This window comes from Duganella rivi (genome assembly GCF_009857435.1).
Taxonomy (GTDB): domain Bacteria; phylum Pseudomonadota; class Gammaproteobacteria; order Burkholderiales; family Burkholderiaceae_D; genus Rugamonas; species Rugamonas rivi.
Genome location: NZ_WWCK01000005.1, coordinates 419,350 through 433,339 on the forward strand (window position 1 = coordinate 419,350; position 13,990 = coordinate 433,339).

Annotated in this window: 13 protein-coding genes; 9 read left to right on the top strand and 4 right to left on the bottom strand. The window is 62.6% G+C overall.

The annotated features are described in order from the left end of the window. Nucleotide 1: 1 nt before the first annotated feature. Nucleotides 2–454: a hypothetical protein gene (locus tag GTP45_RS18015; RefSeq protein WP_161015256.1), complete on the bottom strand. Its 453-nt coding sequence runs from the start codon at nt 452–454 to the stop codon at nt 2–4. Between the two features lie 152 nt (nt 455–606). Here GTP45_RS18015 and GTP45_RS18020 point away from each other — a divergent pair, with 152 nt between their 5' ends. Next, nucleotides 607–1,650 carry a M29 family metallopeptidase gene (locus tag GTP45_RS18020; RefSeq protein ID WP_161015257.1) on the top strand — a complete coding sequence of 348 codons (1,044 nt, stop codon included), beginning with the start codon at nt 607–609 and terminating at the stop codon, nt 1,648–1,650. Between the two features lie 135 nt (nt 1,651–1,785). Here GTP45_RS18020 and GTP45_RS18025 read toward each other — a convergent pair whose 3' ends face one another. Continuing rightward, nucleotides 1,786–2,688 (bottom strand): LysR family transcriptional regulator, encoded by a 903-nt coding sequence (locus tag GTP45_RS18025; protein WP_161015258.1) that lies wholly within the window; start codon nt 2,686–2,688, stop codon nt 1,786–1,788. A gap of 117 nt (nt 2,689–2,805) precedes the next feature. Between GTP45_RS18025 and GTP45_RS18030 the strand changes: the two genes are divergently transcribed. Together GTP45_RS18030 and GTP45_RS18035 are read left to right on the top strand one after the other, a co-directional pair. Next, entirely contained in the window at nt 2,806–3,645 is an 840-nt protein-coding gene (locus tag GTP45_RS18030) for a phytanoyl-CoA dioxygenase family protein (RefSeq protein ID WP_161015259.1), read from the top strand. Further along, nucleotides 3,645–4,460 (top strand): sugar phosphate isomerase/epimerase family protein, encoded by an 816-nt coding sequence (locus GTP45_RS18035; protein ID WP_161015260.1) that lies wholly within the window; start codon nt 3,645–3,647, stop codon nt 4,458–4,460. Before GTP45_RS18030 ends, GTP45_RS18035 begins: the two co-directional genes overlap by 1 nt. Here GTP45_RS18035 and GTP45_RS18040 read toward each other — a convergent pair. Both GTP45_RS18040 and GTP45_RS18045 read right to left on the bottom strand, forming a co-directional pair. Then, a complete protein-coding gene (locus tag GTP45_RS18040) occupies nt 4,451–6,373 on the bottom strand; it encodes a CHASE domain-containing protein (protein ID WP_166454663.1) in 1,923 nt (640 codons plus the stop codon). The genes GTP45_RS18035 and GTP45_RS18040 overlap by 10 nt on opposite strands. 2 nt (nt 6,374–6,375) lie before the next feature. Further along, nucleotides 6,376–7,461 (bottom strand): HD-GYP domain-containing protein, encoded by a 1,086-nt coding sequence (locus GTP45_RS18045; protein ID WP_161015261.1) that lies wholly within the window; start codon nt 7,459–7,461, stop codon nt 6,376–6,378. A gap of 115 nt (nt 7,462–7,576) precedes the next feature. Here GTP45_RS18045 and GTP45_RS18050 point away from each other — a divergent pair, with 115 nt between their 5' ends. The 6 genes from GTP45_RS18050 to GTP45_RS18075 all read left to right on the top strand — a co-directional run bounded on the left by GTP45_RS18050 (nt 7,577) and on the right by GTP45_RS18075 (nt 13,982). After that, the gene (locus tag GTP45_RS18050; RefSeq protein ID WP_161015262.1) at nt 7,577–8,035 is read left to right on the top strand and encodes a MarR family winged helix-turn-helix transcriptional regulator; all 459 of its coding nucleotides are present in this window, start codon (nt 7,577–7,579) and stop codon (nt 8,033–8,035) included. A gap of 5 nt (nt 8,036–8,040) precedes the next feature. Next, nucleotides 8,041–8,781, top strand: coding sequence for a 2OG-Fe dioxygenase family protein (locus GTP45_RS18055; protein ID WP_161015263.1), 741 nt, complete (start codon nt 8,041–8,043; stop codon nt 8,779–8,781). Nucleotides 8,782–8,834: 53 nt separating this feature from the next. Next, nucleotides 8,835–10,184 carry a hybrid sensor histidine kinase/response regulator gene (locus GTP45_RS18060; protein WP_161015264.1) on the top strand — a complete coding sequence of 450 codons (1,350 nt, stop codon included), beginning with the start codon at nt 8,835–8,837 and terminating at the stop codon, nt 10,182–10,184. Nucleotides 10,185–10,483: 299 nt separating this feature from the next. Beyond that, on the top strand, nt 10,484–11,674 hold the full coding sequence (locus tag GTP45_RS18065) for a GGDEF domain-containing protein (protein ID WP_161015265.1): 1,191 nt from the start codon (nt 10,484–10,486) through the stop codon (nt 11,672–11,674). Nucleotides 11,675–11,829: 155 nt separating this feature from the next. Beyond that, the gene (locus tag GTP45_RS18070) at nt 11,830–12,528 is read left to right on the top strand and encodes a CerR family C-terminal domain-containing protein (RefSeq protein WP_161015266.1); all 699 of its coding nucleotides are present in this window, start codon (nt 11,830–11,832) and stop codon (nt 12,526–12,528) included. Further along, nucleotides 12,525–13,982, top strand: a complete 1,458-nt coding sequence (locus GTP45_RS18075) for an efflux transporter outer membrane subunit (RefSeq protein ID WP_161015267.1) — start codon at nt 12,525–12,527, stop codon at nt 13,980–13,982. The genes GTP45_RS18070 and GTP45_RS18075 overlap by 4 nt, the downstream gene beginning before the upstream one ends. Nucleotides 13,983–13,990: the final 8 nt, after the last annotated feature.

The window sequence follows — 13,990 nt, forward strand, 5'->3', positions numbered from 1 at the left end:
CTTATTCAGCGACGATTTTCTTCGGTGGGGGCGGCGGGGCGAAGTCGATGGTTTCGGAGGCGGGGCCGGTGTCGAGCGCATCGGATTTTTCCAGCCAGTTGCGCAGCTTTTCCATGCGGCGGATCAGGATGCCCTTGTTGCTGATGTAGCCGACCTGCTCGAAGTTCTCCGGCTTGCTGATCATCTTGGACACGGTCGGCAGATTTTCCGCCAGCCGCTCAAACGCCTTGCGCGCCTTCTGCTCCCACTTGACCAGGTTGGCTTCGTTGAAACGATTGCTTTCGTAGTAAATCGTTAAGGTTCGGTCATGGTTGCCATAACCAACAATGGCGGCGCCCATGCGCACAGCTTCCAGCACGTCACCCTTGATTGCCGCGGTCGGCACAAACAACGCTGCACGCCCGGTTGCATCCGGTCGCTCCAGCGGCAAATCCTGTCCCATTAATACGGTCATCTTGCTTCCTGTTGTTATTGCCATGAAGTTGCTGGTAGGCTATTTTTTAATTCTATATCGCTCCCCAGTGCATTACAAGGAGAAAGCGCAGCGGCGTGGCGCCCCCGGCAACTACCTTATAATGCGGGCTGATCCCTCTAAACCGCAGCACCATGACGTCTTCCCTGCCCCCATCCGCCACCGATACCGCCGAACGCAATCTGCGCGACACCCTGACCCACGCCATCGAACACCGCGCGCCGCACGCTGCGCTGATCGTCTACGACACCCGCACCGAACTTAATCGTGTGCTGACCGAGGCTTATCGCCGCGTAGTGCCGGAAGCGCAGTTCATCGATTTCGACAGCACCACGCCGGACGTCATTCTCGCGATGTTCGAGCGCATGCAGGCGGGCGACTTGGTGGTGCTGGTGCAGTCCTCCAGCTTCCGCATGGACGCCTACCGCATCCGCATCGAATTGTTCAAGCGCGGGCTGAAGGTGATCGAGCACGTGCACTTGTCGCGCATGCCGGGCGAGCAGGGACTGCACTACATCGATTCGCTGGCTTACGATCCGTCCTACTATCGTGGCGTCGGCCATGCGCTGAAGGCGCGCATCGACAGCGCGCAGCATGGCGTGGTCGATAGCGGCAATGGTGAGCGCCTGGTGTTTGCCTCGCCGTTTGAAGCGGCCAAGCTGAATATCGGCGATTACAGCGGCATGACCAACATCGGCGGGCAGTTCCCGCTGGGCGAAGTCTTTACCGAGGCGCGCGATCTGGAAGCGGTCAGCGGCCGCGTGCGCGTGTTCGTGTTTGGCGACACCAAGTTCCTGGTCAACAAGCCGCAAACACCGATCACCATGATCGTCGAAAAAGGCCGCGTGGTCGGCGTGGAAAACAGCACGCCGGAATTCGACAACATGCTGGCCATCATCCGCGAGCACGAAGGCGAAGTGTGGCTGCGCGAACTAGGCTTCGGCATGAACCGCGCCTTCTCGCGCGACTGCATGGTGGACGACATCGGCACCTATGAACGCATGTGCGGCATTCACCTGTCGCTGGGCGCCAAGCATGGCGTCTATACCAAGCCGCAACTCAAACGCAAAGACGCCCGCTACCATATCGACGTCTTCGCCGTCACCGAAGGCGTCTACCTCGACGACCAGCGCGTCTATCAAGACGGCGGCTGGCAAATAGCGGGGTGCTCAGCATGAGTGCCAAGCTAAAAAGTACCCCTACCGAAAGGGTCTGACCCCATTCGGGGTCAGACCCTGGCCGCAGCGGTGTGCGGGTTGGGTTGGTGCCATCTGCACCAGGACAAGATCAACTGCAACGTCAACCCCATCATTCTAGGCATATTCAAGCTCGCGATCCCAAGGCGGGACGGGGTGGTATTCGGCGACGAGGAAGTCGATCAGGGCGCGAACTTTGGGGGAAGGCTGACGGCTGGCGGGATATAACGCGCTTAGATGATTTAGGGGCAGTTCCCAGTCGCTTAACACAGGTACTAGCGAGCCCTCTTTTAGACTGCGCCATGCAAGGAAGGTGGTGTTGTACACGATGCCTAGGCCGCGCTGCGCGGCTTGCTGAAGGACCAGTCCATTGTTGGCGGTAAAGGCTGCGGGGACGCGCACTGATTGCTGCTCGTCGCCGCGCGTGAAGTGCCACTGGGTGCCGTCGGTGAGATGACTGAAGTGCAGGCAGCGGTGCTGCTGCAAGTCTTGCGGCGTTTGCGGCACGCCGTGCCGTGCCAAATATTCCGGCGATGCGCATAGCACGCCACGGCACGGAGCCAAGGGCCGCATCGCCAGCGCGTGCACGTCCGGTATGCCGCCCACCCGTATCGTCAAATCAAAGCCATGCTCGATCGGATCGAGCAGCGCGTCGTCCACGTACAGCATCGGTTCCAGCAAGGGATGCTGCAACGCGAACTGCGCCAGCGATCCCGCCAGCCACTCGCTGCCGAAACTCGACGGCGCTTGTATCCGCAGCGGCCCAGCCAGATCGTCGCCAGCCTGCGCAACCACCCGCGCCGCTTCCTGGGCTTGCGCCACGGCCGCCGTGCATGGCACGAGATAGGCTTGACCAACATCGGTCAGACTCACCTCACGCGTGGAACGGTGCAACAGCCGCGCACCGAGCTTTTCTTCCAGCTGCAAAATGTGCTTGCTGACCATCGCCCGCGTCAGCCCAAGGCGTCGGCCGGCCTCGCTAAAACTGCGCTGCCTTGCCACCTCGACAAATATTTCCATTGCCCGTAACTGATCCATGTCTTGATTGTCTTCATTCTGGCGACAATGTGTCAACCTTTTTCCGACCCAAGTCCTTGTAAAATGGCAGCCATTGAATATCCACCGATGGAGCCGAAAATGCTGACAGAAGCACAAAAACAACAATATCAACGCGATGGTTTCATCGTTATCCCCGGCTTCAAGAGCCCGGAAGAAATCGCCGCCCTGCGCGCCCGCGCTGCGCAGATTGTCAACGATTTCGACCCGAGCAGCCAATCCGGCATCTTCAGCACCATCGAGCAGGAAAAGACCACCGACGATTACTTCCTCGGCTCCGACAACACCGTGCGCTGCTTCTTTGAAGAAGAAGCCTTCGGCCCGGACGGCCAGCTGAAACAAGCCAAGGAACTGTCGATCAACAAGATCGGCCACGCCATGCACGATCTCGATCCAGCCTTCCGCGCCTTCACCGCCGACGCCCGCCTCGAACAACTGGCGCGCGAAATCGGCCTGTCCGATCCCAAAGTCTGGCAATCGATGTATATCTTCAAGCAGCCCGGCATCGGCGGCGAGGTGCGCTGGCACCAGGACGCCACCTACTTCGACACCGATCCAGTCAGCGTCACCACCTTCTGGTTCGCGCTGGAAGACGCCACGCTGGACAACGGCTGCATGTGGGCCGAACCGGGCGGCCATCGCGGCCCGATGCGCGAGCGCTTCCTGCGCAACGGCGACGACGTGCGCATGGAAAAGCTCAGCGATATGCCTTGGCCCGACAACAGCACCGCCGTGCCGCTCGAATGCAAGGCCGGCAGCCTGGTATGCTTCCACGGCCTGCTGCCGCACTACAGCGCGCCGAATCGCTCGCCAGTCTCGCGCCACGCCTACACCCTGCACGTGACCGACGGCGCCACCAACTACTCGCCGCAAAACTGGATTCAGCGCGACGACAAACTGCCGGCGCGAGGCTTCCTGTAATGCAGCTCCAAATCTTCGCCGCCCACTGGGGCCATCACGAACTGGAACCGCAAGTCTTCATCGACCGCGCCAAGGCTGCCGGCTTTGACGGCATCGAGATGTCGCTGCCGCTGGACGCCGCCGCCCGCGACGACTGGACGCGCCGCATCGCCGACGCCGGCCTCGCGCTGATCGTCGGCCAATGGGAGACCGTGTTCCACAAGGACTTCGAGCCGCACAAGGCCGCGCTGGCCGAACTGCTGCACAACGCCTGCGCCGCCAAGCCGCTGCACATCAATTCCCAAACCGGCAAGGACTTCTTCACGCCGGAACAGAACCGCGAACTGCTGGACCTCGCCGACGATATCTCGCGCCAGCACGGCGTGCCGATTTATCACGAGACGCACCGCAGCCGCTTCAGCGCGCACCCGATGCTGCTGCTGCCGTACTTGCAGCAGATGCCCAACCTGCACCTGACCGCCGACCTGTCGCATTGGTGCTGCGTATGCGAGACGCTGCTGGAAGACCAGCCGGAAACGCTGGCCAAGACCCTGCCGCGCGTACGCCACATCCACGCCCGCGTCGGTCATGCGCAAGGCCCGCAAGTGGCCGACTTCCGCGCGCCGGAATCGCAAGCCGCATTGGAAGCGCATTTGTCGTGGTGGGATGAAGTGATCCGCCTGCGCCGCGAGGCCGGTGCCGAACGCATGACGCTGACGCCGGAATTCGGCCCAGTGCCCTACACGCAAACCCTGCCCTACACGCAGCAGGAAGTGTCGAATGCGTGGGAGTTGAACGTAGCGATGCTCGCCCTGCTGCGCCAGCGCTACGCCTGAAGCACGTCTTCCTTGAGCCAAAGCGGCAGCACCAGCGTCACGCTGGTGCCTTCCGCCGGCACCGACTCCACGCGGATGGTGCCCTTCAAGACGCTGGTGACAATGTTATAAACAATATTCATCCCCAGCCCGGAACCGCCCTGCCCCATCTTGGTGGTGAAGAAGGGATCGAAGATTTTATGCAGCACCACGTCGGTCATGCCAACACCATTGTCGCGTAATTGCAGCACCGCCAAATCCGGCCCTTCGCGCCGGGCGCTAATCCACAGCGTGCCGTCATCGCGGCCGTCAAAGCCGTGCAGCAGCGCGTTGCCGATCAAATTACTGAGCACCTGGCTCAAGCTGCCGGGATAAGAGTCGAACACCAGGTCTGCCGGCACGTCCACCGTGACCGAACAGGAGGCGCGCCGCAGCTGCGCCGCGTACGTCGCCAGCGTATCGTGCAGCACTTCGTCCAAACGGAAGCGGCGCCGCTGGCCGCTGGCTTGATCCACCGCCACCTGCTTGAACGATGTGATCAAATCCGCCGCCCGCGTCAATGAACTGGTCATGATGTCGCAAGCCTTGCGCGCATCGCCTAGGTGCGATTCCAGCGCCGAGCGTTTCAAGCCGCCGTCTTCTTTCAAGCGCCGCTCAAAATCGCGCACCATGTCGCCCAGGGCGCTGGCGGTCAGCAGGCTATTGCCGATCGGCGTATTCAACTCGTGCGCGACGCCGGCCACCAGCGCGCCCAGCGACGCCATCTTCTCCGAGGTTTGCAGATTGGTTTGCGCCTGCTTCAAGGTCGCCACCACGCGCGACAAATCGTTGCGCGCTTCTTCCACGTTATTCTTTTGAAGCTCCAGTTCCTTGAGGCTGAACTCGAGCCCATGGCGCGCATCCGACTCGCGCCGGTTAGCCACCAGCAGCAGCGCGATCAAGCCGCTGATGGTGAAGCCGGCGACTCCGATCAACACCACCGGCAATTGCGAGCGTCCATAACGCGAGCCGGCGCGCCCCTCGAACTTCATGATCCAGTTGCGCTGCCCGACCGGCAGCACGGTCTGCGTCACCAGTCCCGGCACCAGCTCGGCGCGTTCCTGATGCGATTCCACTCGGCCGTCGCTGTCGTACATCAGCGGATCAACGCCGGGATCGAGCGGCTTACCGTTCTGGAAACCGCCATCCTCGATGCGCAAGTGCAGGTGTTCCAGCAGCGCCGGATCGACCACTTCGCGCATCAAGGTATTCATGCGGAACACGATGGCGACGAAGCCCACGATCGCCTCGCGCCGCTGCGCCGTGGTCTCCAGCGGCACATCGTTGCGATACACCGGCGCGCGCGCCACGAAGCCCGGCTCACCGCTGGCGTCCTGCACCAGCGTAATGCGGCCGGTGGCAACGATTTCGCCGCTGTCGCGACCCAGTTCCAGCGCCTTCAAATGCTGCGGCAGCGCGCTCAGATCCAGACCGAAAGCGTTCTCGTTGCCTTTCAGCGGCTCGGTGTACTCGATGATGTAGTGCGGTGAGCGCGCGCTGGCCGGGTGCAGGTAAAAATCAGGATAACCCTTGGGGTCGACGCTGGTGTCGCGCTTGACACGCTCGACGAAGGCCGGCAGCTGCGCCTCCGGCACCACGCGCACAAATTGCAGCGCCTGGAAACCGGGATAGCGCTTGTCGATCTTCAGTTCATTGACGTAGCGGTGAAAATGCAGGCGGTCGATGCGGTCGTTGACCGCGTACACGCCCTTCATGCCGTGCAGGCTATCGAAGTAAATTTGCAGCCGGCTTTGGGTATCGCGCGCCACTTTCTCGGCGTCGCGCTGGAAGCCGGCTTGGACTTGCAGCTTCTGCTGCTCCTCCATCACGAAATAGCAAGTCCAGGCCGTCAGGCTTATCCCGACAAAAAATGCCAGATAGCCGCGCCCGCGCATGATCAGCCGGCTGGGTCGCTGTAACGTTCGGCGATGGCCCTGAACTCCTCCTCCACCGTCAGCATCGCATCGACCACGTCGGGGTCGAAGTGCTCGCCGCTGCCCTGCCGTATCATCTCCATTGCGGTTTCGTGGGTGAAGGCTGGTTTGTACACGCGCTTGGAAATCAGGGCGTCGTACACGTCGGCCACCGCCATCAAGCGCGCCGACATCGGAATCGCGTCGCCGGCCAAGCCTTCCGGGTAGCCGGAACCGTCGTACTTCTCCTGGTGCGAATACGTGATCTCGCGCGCGTAGCGCAGGAAGGTGTTGGTGTAGCCGAGCGCATTCTCGACGTTGACGATGGCGTCGCGGCCATACACCGTGTGCTTTTTCATGACCTCGAATTCTTCGTCGGTCAGGCGCTCCGGCTTGAGCAGGATGGCGTCCGGGATCGACACCTTGCCAATGTCGTGCAGCGGCGCGGCCTTGAACAGCGCCTTGATATTGGCGTCGCTCAGCTCCTCCGAGAAGCGCTTGTGCGATTGCAGCTGGCGCGCCAGCGCGGCGATGTAGTGCTGCACGCGGCGCAGGTGGTTGGCGGTTTCGTACTCGCGCGTTTCGGCCAGCGAGGCCATGGCCCAGATCATCGCATCCAGCATCTGGCTCAATTCCAGCGTGACCTCTTCCACCACGTGTTCCAGCAGATTGCGCTGCTGCTTGAGCAGTTCGCGCGAGTGGCGCAATTGCAGGTGGGTGTCGACGCGCGCGCGCAACACAGCGGCGCTGACCGGCTTGGGCACCACGTCGGCCGCGCACATGTCGAGCGCGCGCTGCTCGTCCACCTCGCGCTGCAGGACGATGACCGGGATATCGGCGGTGTCGGGGCTGGACTTCAGCTGCTGGCAGACGCTGTAGCCATCAATGACGGGCAGCTCGGCATCCACCACCACAATGTGCGGGCGCGGCACGTGCTGCATGATCTCCAGCGCCGCGCGGCCACTATTGGCCAGCCGGACTTCGTACTGATCTTCCAGCATGCCATTCATCTGGATCAGCTTATCCGTGGCCTCATCGACGATCAGTACGATGGCCTTTTTGACATTCATCTGCCGCCACTCCCCCTGTGTTCTTACCATCATCATAACCGAGCAGAATTGTCTGCCAAAACTATTTTTCCCCGCCTAGCTTGCAATTATATAGCACACTACCTATACTAAGGACATGGAAACGCCTACTCAAACTCACTCCGCCGTCCCGCAACTGGACGCCCAGCTCTGCTTCGCCCTGTATTCGACCTCGCTGGCGATGAGCAAGCTCTACCGCAAACTGTTGCGCGGCCTCGGCCTCACCTACTCCCAGTACCTCGTCATGATGGTGCTGTGGGAGAAAAATGAACTGACCGTGTCGGAGGTGGGCGAACGCCTATTCCTCGACTCGGCCACGCTGACGCCGCTGCTCAAGCGCATGGAGGCGGCCGAGCTGCTGACCCGCACCCGCGCCGCCAGCGACGAGCGCCAGGTGATCATCAAGCTGACGCCGCACGGCGACGCCCTGCGCCACGAAGCCGCCAAGCTGCCGCCATCGATCCTGCAAGCGACCCAGTGCACGCTTGACCAGGTGGTCGGCATGAAGCACCAGCTGGACGACTTGCGCGCCAGCCTGATGAACGCCTCCGCTTAAGCCTTATGACGACACCTATCTACACGCCGCTGTCCGATGCGGCTGCCGCCTTGCGCAACGACGGCTACGCGCTGCTGCAACCGCAGGATGTGGCGGCACTGGCCGGCGTGCCGCTGGCCGCGCTCAACGACCTCGTGCCGAGCTGGGACACGCTGGAGCTGGACAACTACCTGAAAGACGGCGGCCGCTATCGCCGCCGCCGACACTCCTGCTTCGTGCAGGACGGCCGCCACTTGACGCAGACCGCGCACCGCGCCCACTGGCAGCCGCTGGAATACAACGCCCTGCACGGCGGCATGCATCGCCTGTTCGAGCCGGTGCTGCCAGCTACCGTCACGCAAGCGGCATGGCCGGCGCTGATCACCGCCATCGGCCAGGTGTGCAGCCAGGCGCGCAACAGCAACGAGCCATGGTATGTTGAAGCGCACCAGTTCCGCATCGACACCACCGACGGCATCGGCCGCCCGACGCCGGAGGGCGCGCATCGCGACGGCGTCGATTTCGTCGCCGTGCTGCTGATCGCGCGCGAAGGCATCAAGGGCGGGGAAACGCGCGTGTTTGAAGCCGACGGCCCCAATGGCAAGCGCTTCACCATGACCGCGCCATGGACGTTGTTGTTATTGGACGATGCGACTGTCATCCACGAATCCACTCCAATCCAGCCGCTGGCCGTGCATGGACACCGCGACACGCTGGTTTTGACCTGGCGCGCCGGTGCATTCCAGGGGGAGGGAACTTCCCCTTGAGGGGGTAATCCGATATAGTCTGTCAAGCTAACTATGTACCAGGAGGGTGGTCTGTGGACACCAGCTACGAAATTCAGCCCGATGAAATCGAAATACTGATCGTCGAAGACAGCCCCACCCAGGCAGAACGACTGCGCCGGCTTATCCAGTCGATGCGCTACGGCGCGCGCGTGGCGCCGAACGGCCGCCTGGCGCTGGAAGCTATCCGCGAACGCAAGCCGCACCTGGTCCTGTCCGACATCGTCATGCCGGAGATGGACGGCTACACGCTATGCCGCGCCATCAAGGCCGATGACGAGCTGCGCGACATTCCGGTGATCCTGGTAACCTCGCTGATGGATCCGAAGGACATCATCCGCGGCATCGAGTGCGGCGCCGATAACTTCATCCGCAAGCCGTACGCGGAAGACTATCTGCTCAACCGCATCGGCCACATGCTGATGAATCAGAAGCTGCGCAAGAACCAGAACATGGAGATCGGCATCGCCCTGTACCTGGGCGAGCAAAAGCACTTCATCAACGCCGACCGCCAGCAAATTCTCGACCTGCTGATCTCCACCTACGAACAGGCGGTGCAGGTCAACAGCGAACTGCAGGCGCGCGAACGCCAAGTGATCGAGCTGAACATGCGCCTGGCGCACCACGCCGGCGAACTGGAAACCATCAACCGCGAAATCGCGCTGAAGAATCTGGAACTGGCGGAAGCAAGCCGCATGAAGTCGGCCTTCATCGCCAATATGTCGCACGAGCTGCGCACGCCGCTCAACGCCATCATCGGCTTCACCGGCGCGCTGCTGATGAAGCTGCCGGGCCCGCTGACGCCGGAACAGGACAAGCAGCTCAACACCATCCGCACCAGCGCGCGCCACCTGCTCTCGCTGATTAACGACATTCTGGACGTCGCCAAGATCGAAGCCGGCAAGGTCACGCTGGAACTGGAAACCGTGCAGTGCCAGGACGTGGTCAGGGACGTGGTGGATACGCTACGCCCGCTGGCCCTGCAAAAAAACCTGGCGCTGGAAATGGAACTGGCCGATACGGCCATCGTGCTGGAAACCGACCGCCGCGCGCTGACGCAAATCCTGCTCAACCTCGGCAACAACGCCATCAAGTTCACCGAGACCGGCACCGTGCGCGTGACGCTGGCCGAACGCCCCGTCGACAGCGGCAAGAACCTGATCGAATTTTCGGTGGCCGACAGCGGCGCCGGCATCCGCGAGGAAGACCAGGCCAAGCTGTTCCAGGCCTTCTCGCAGCTCGATTCGACCTCGACTCGCCACGCCGAAGGCGCCGGCCTGGGCCTGTACCTGTGCCAGAACCTGGCCAACCTGATCGGCGGCTCGCTGTTCTTCAAGAGCGATTTTGGCCACGGCAGCACCTTTACTTTGGCCCTGCCACGTTAATCGTTTGACTAAAATCTGTGCATTGCAGCAGAAGTTGCTTAATTTTCTATCACCATAGAGGGATAAACAACGTAGTTCTACGGTATTGCGGCGCAACATAAAGGGGAGTATATTAGGAACTGTCTCCTCCAACCGTTCGCTGAACATTGGAATTCAACCCGCACCGTGTGCGGGTTTTTTTTTGCCCGCGCAAACGTGTACCCGTGATAATTGGTGAGCCTTTCCGTTACGCAAGCAATTATACTATCAGGCTACATTCACCATGCCGCGCCCCAACCTCGCGCGGACGAGAGAACGCAATGGATTCCTTCACACTGGTCATCGTGTCGGCGCTGGTCAGCACCATCATGGCGGCCACGATGTACCTGCTGCACCGCGCCAGCCGCCGCACGCCCTGCCTGCTGGATTGGTCGGCGGCCGGCCTGTGCTTCCTTGCGTCCAATGTCATCGCCCTGCTGGCCATGAATACCAAGCTGCCGTTCGTGGTGGCGCCTGGCATCGCCAACGTCTTCTACATCTCCGGCCATTACCTGATACTGGCTGGCGTACGCCGCCACCTCGGCCTGCGCCCGCGCTACGACTGGCTGGCCGCGCTGGCCGTGACCATCCTGCTGCTGCACGCCACCGGCTTTGCCCATGGCGCCGTCAGCCGCCGCTTGCTGATGCTGACGCCCTTCGTGGTCGGCATCAACGCCAGCGTGGTATGGCTGCTGGCGCGCCAGACGGATAAGGCCGCACGCGGCTCCTACTTGCCGCTGCTGGTGGTGGAAGCGGCCTTCATGACGCAACTGTTGCTGCGCGCCCTGTTCATCTCCGCCGGCCAGCCGATACAACTGACCTTCCTCGGCAACCAGCTGTGGCAAACCGCCGGTTCGCTGGCGGTGCTGGCCTTCCTGTCGCTGGCCACCATGTGCTGCGCGCTGATCGTCATCCGTCACCAGGAACTGGCGCTGCGCAGCGCCTCGCTGACCGACAGCCTGACCGGATGGCTGAACCGGCGCGCCTTGCTGGACATGGCGGAGCGCGAATTTCAGCGCCATCGCCGCAGCGGCGACGTGCTGCACTTCCTCACCTTCGACATCGACCACTTCAAATCCATCAACGACCAGCACGGCCACGCCGTGGGCGACGCCGCCATTCGCCACGTCACCAACGTGGCGGCGCAGGCGCTGCGCGGGTACGACGCGCGCTTCCGCATCGGCGGCGAAGAATTCGCGGCGCTGATTACCGGCGACGACAAGCTGCAAGCACACCAAGTGGGTGAACGCCTGCGCACGCTGATCGAGAATAGCCCGCTGCTGATCGACGGCCAGCGCCTGACGCTGACCGTCAGCCTCGGCGTGGCCGCCTGCGAGCACGACGACCTGCAATGGGACGACGCCCTACGCCGCGCCGACCAAGCGCTGTACCACGCCAAGCGCCACGGCCGTAATCGCCTCAGCGTGTATGGCGTCGATTTGCTGCCCCTAGCCACCGCCCGCCTCGCCTGAATCCCCGTTGCGCCCTCCCGGCGCTAGAAATTTTTCAAATGCTGCAATATTTGCGGCAGGCACACGTCTATCCCTAGGTCCGACCTTTCCAGCAATAAATTAAACAATCGATTTAGTTATATCAATTGTTTGAATTATGTGATGTAATGCCGACCATGAACGCTAAACCACTCCAACACGATTCCAGCCAGCCAGCCGACGACGCGCGCAAGCCACGTTCGGACGGGGAGCAGTCGCGCGAGCGCCTACTGCAAGCGGCCATGCGCCTGTTCGGTGAACAGGGCTTCTCGAAAACCTCCACGCGCGAAATTGCGCAGGCAGCCAACGCCAATGTCGCGGCGATCAGCTACTACTTCGGCGACAAGGCCGGTTTGTACCAGGCCTGTTTTACCGCCATCTGCACGCCGGCGGAAAACAACATCGCCATGTTCGACCAGCCGCACTTCACGCTGCGCGAATCGCTGCACGGCTACTACCAGCAGATGATCGCGCCGCTGATGGCGGGCGGCGACGCGGAAGTGATCCTGCGCCTGTTCTACCGCGAGATGCTGGAGCCGACCGGCATCTGGCAGCAAGAGATTGAGAACAACATCCGGCCGGAGCACCTGGCGCTGGTGGGTGTGCTGTGCCGTCACCTCGGCTTGAAAAAGCCCGACGACCGCGTGCACCGCCTCGGTTATGCGATTGCGGCCATGTGCCTGCAAATGCTGATCGGCCGCGACGTGGTGGCGGTGATCACGCCGCACATGATGTCGTCGCCGCAGGCGATTGCCGATTGGGCGCAGCATCTGGTCGGTTTTGCTGAAGCGCTGGTGCACGCCGAAAAAACCAAACTACAACAAGGGAAAGCATGAGTATCTTTTTACGCGCGACGGGATTGGCCGTCGTTGCGGCGCTGAGCGGCTGCGCCGTGCAGGGGCCGGCGAAGCAGGTCGATTCGCTGGCGCCCCAGCAGTGGCAGGCGCCCTTGCCGCACAACGGCAGCCAGGCCGATCTCGCCACGTGGTGGCGCGGTCAGGCCGACGGCTTGCTGGTGGAGTTGATTGAATCGGCGCAGGCGGTCAGTCCGACCGTGGCGTCGGCGGCGTCGCGCATTGTGCAGTCGCGTTCCGAGCGCGTGGCGGCGGGTGCCGCCCTGGCGCCGAACGTGGATGCCGCAGCCAGCGTGAATCGCTCGAATCAGCAATCGGCGCTGCCGATGGGGACGACTTCGCAGGCTGCCTTGAATGCGTCGTGGGAGATTGATTTGTTCGGCGCGAACCGCGCGGCGCGTGATGCGGCGCAGGCGCGTTTGGAAAGTGCGCATGCAGGATGGCATGATGCACGCGTGTCGGTGGCGGCGGAAGTGGCGAACCAGTACTACGGATTGCGCGCTTGCGAGCAGTTGCTGGCGGTAGCGCAGCAGGATGCTCTGTCCCGCGCGGACACCGCAAAGCTGACGGAGTTGAGCGCCAAGGCAGGCTTCCAGTCACCAGCAAGTCTGGCTCTGGCCCGCGCCAGCGCCGCCGACGGCAACAGCCGCTACATCGCCCAACGCGCCGCCTGCGACGTCGACGTGAAAGTCCTCTCCGCGCTGACCGCGATCAGCGAGCCAGCGCTGCGCCAGAAACTCGCCGTCGCCCCAGCCGCCGCGCCGAGCGCGGGCACCGCCGCTGCGGGCGGGATCACGGCAGGCTACGCCACGTATGCCGCGCCGTCGATTGCTATCGCGGAGCTGCCGGCTCGCACCTTGAGCCAGCGGCCCGACGTGTTCACTGCAGAACGCGAAGTGGCGGCAGCAAGTGCCGATGTCGGCAACGCGCAGGCGCAGCGTTATCCGCGCTTGACGCTGTCCGGCTCCGTCGGCGTCGCCAACTTCCGCGCTGGCGGCGACAACACCAAAACGGACACCTGGACGATCGGCCCACTCGCCATCTCCGTGCCGGTATTCGACGCTGGCCGCCGTGCCGCCAACGTCGAAGCAGCCGGCGCGCGCTACGACGCCGCCGTGAGCAGCTACCGCGCCACCGTGCGCACCGCCGTCAGCGAAGTTGAACAGGCGCTAGTCAACCTGGACAGCACCGCAGCCCGCGCCGGCGATGCGCAAACATCGCTGGAAGGCTACCGCGCCAACTACACCGCCGTCGAAGACCGCTACAAGAACGGCATGGCCAGCCTGTTCGAACTGGAAGACGCGCGCCGCACGCGCCTCGCCGCCGAACAAACCGTCATCAACCTGCAACGCGAACGCAGCGCCGCCTGGGTAGCCCTCTACCGCGCCGCCGGCGGCGGATGGAATCCGTCCGCACCAGCCATCGCTGCAAACTAACCATCACT

Coding starts and splice junctions, on each gene's coding strand:
- GTP45_RS18050 (WP_161015262.1), top strand. CDS start 7,577: ATGGAAACGCCTACTCAAACTCACTCCGCCGTCCCGCAACTGGACGCC.
- GTP45_RS18040 (WP_166454663.1), bottom strand. CDS start 6,373: ATGCGCGGGCGCGGCTATCTGGCATTTTTTGTCGGGATAAGCCTGACG.
- GTP45_RS18075 (WP_161015267.1), top strand. CDS start 12,525: ATGAGTATCTTTTTACGCGCGACGGGATTGGCCGTCGTTGCGGCGCTG.
- GTP45_RS18045 (WP_161015261.1), bottom strand. CDS start 7,461: ATGAATGTCAAAAAGGCCATCGTACTGATCGTCGATGAGGCCACGGAT.
- GTP45_RS18070 (WP_161015266.1), top strand. CDS start 11,830: ATGAACGCTAAACCACTCCAACACGATTCCAGCCAGCCAGCCGACGAC.
- GTP45_RS18030 (WP_161015259.1), top strand. CDS start 2,806: ATGCTGACAGAAGCACAAAAACAACAATATCAACGCGATGGTTTCATC.
- GTP45_RS18020 (WP_161015257.1), top strand. CDS start 607: ATGACGTCTTCCCTGCCCCCATCCGCCACCGATACCGCCGAACGCAAT.
- GTP45_RS18035 (WP_161015260.1), top strand. CDS start 3,645: ATGCAGCTCCAAATCTTCGCCGCCCACTGGGGCCATCACGAACTGGAA.
- GTP45_RS18065 (WP_161015265.1), top strand. CDS start 10,484: ATGGATTCCTTCACACTGGTCATCGTGTCGGCGCTGGTCAGCACCATC.
- GTP45_RS18015 (WP_161015256.1), bottom strand. CDS start 454: ATGACCGTATTAATGGGACAGGATTTGCCGCTGGAGCGACCGGATGCA.
- GTP45_RS18025 (WP_161015258.1), bottom strand. CDS start 2,688: ATGGAAATATTTGTCGAGGTGGCAAGGCAGCGCAGTTTTAGCGAGGCC.
- GTP45_RS18055 (WP_161015263.1), top strand. CDS start 8,041: ATGACGACACCTATCTACACGCCGCTGTCCGATGCGGCTGCCGCCTTG.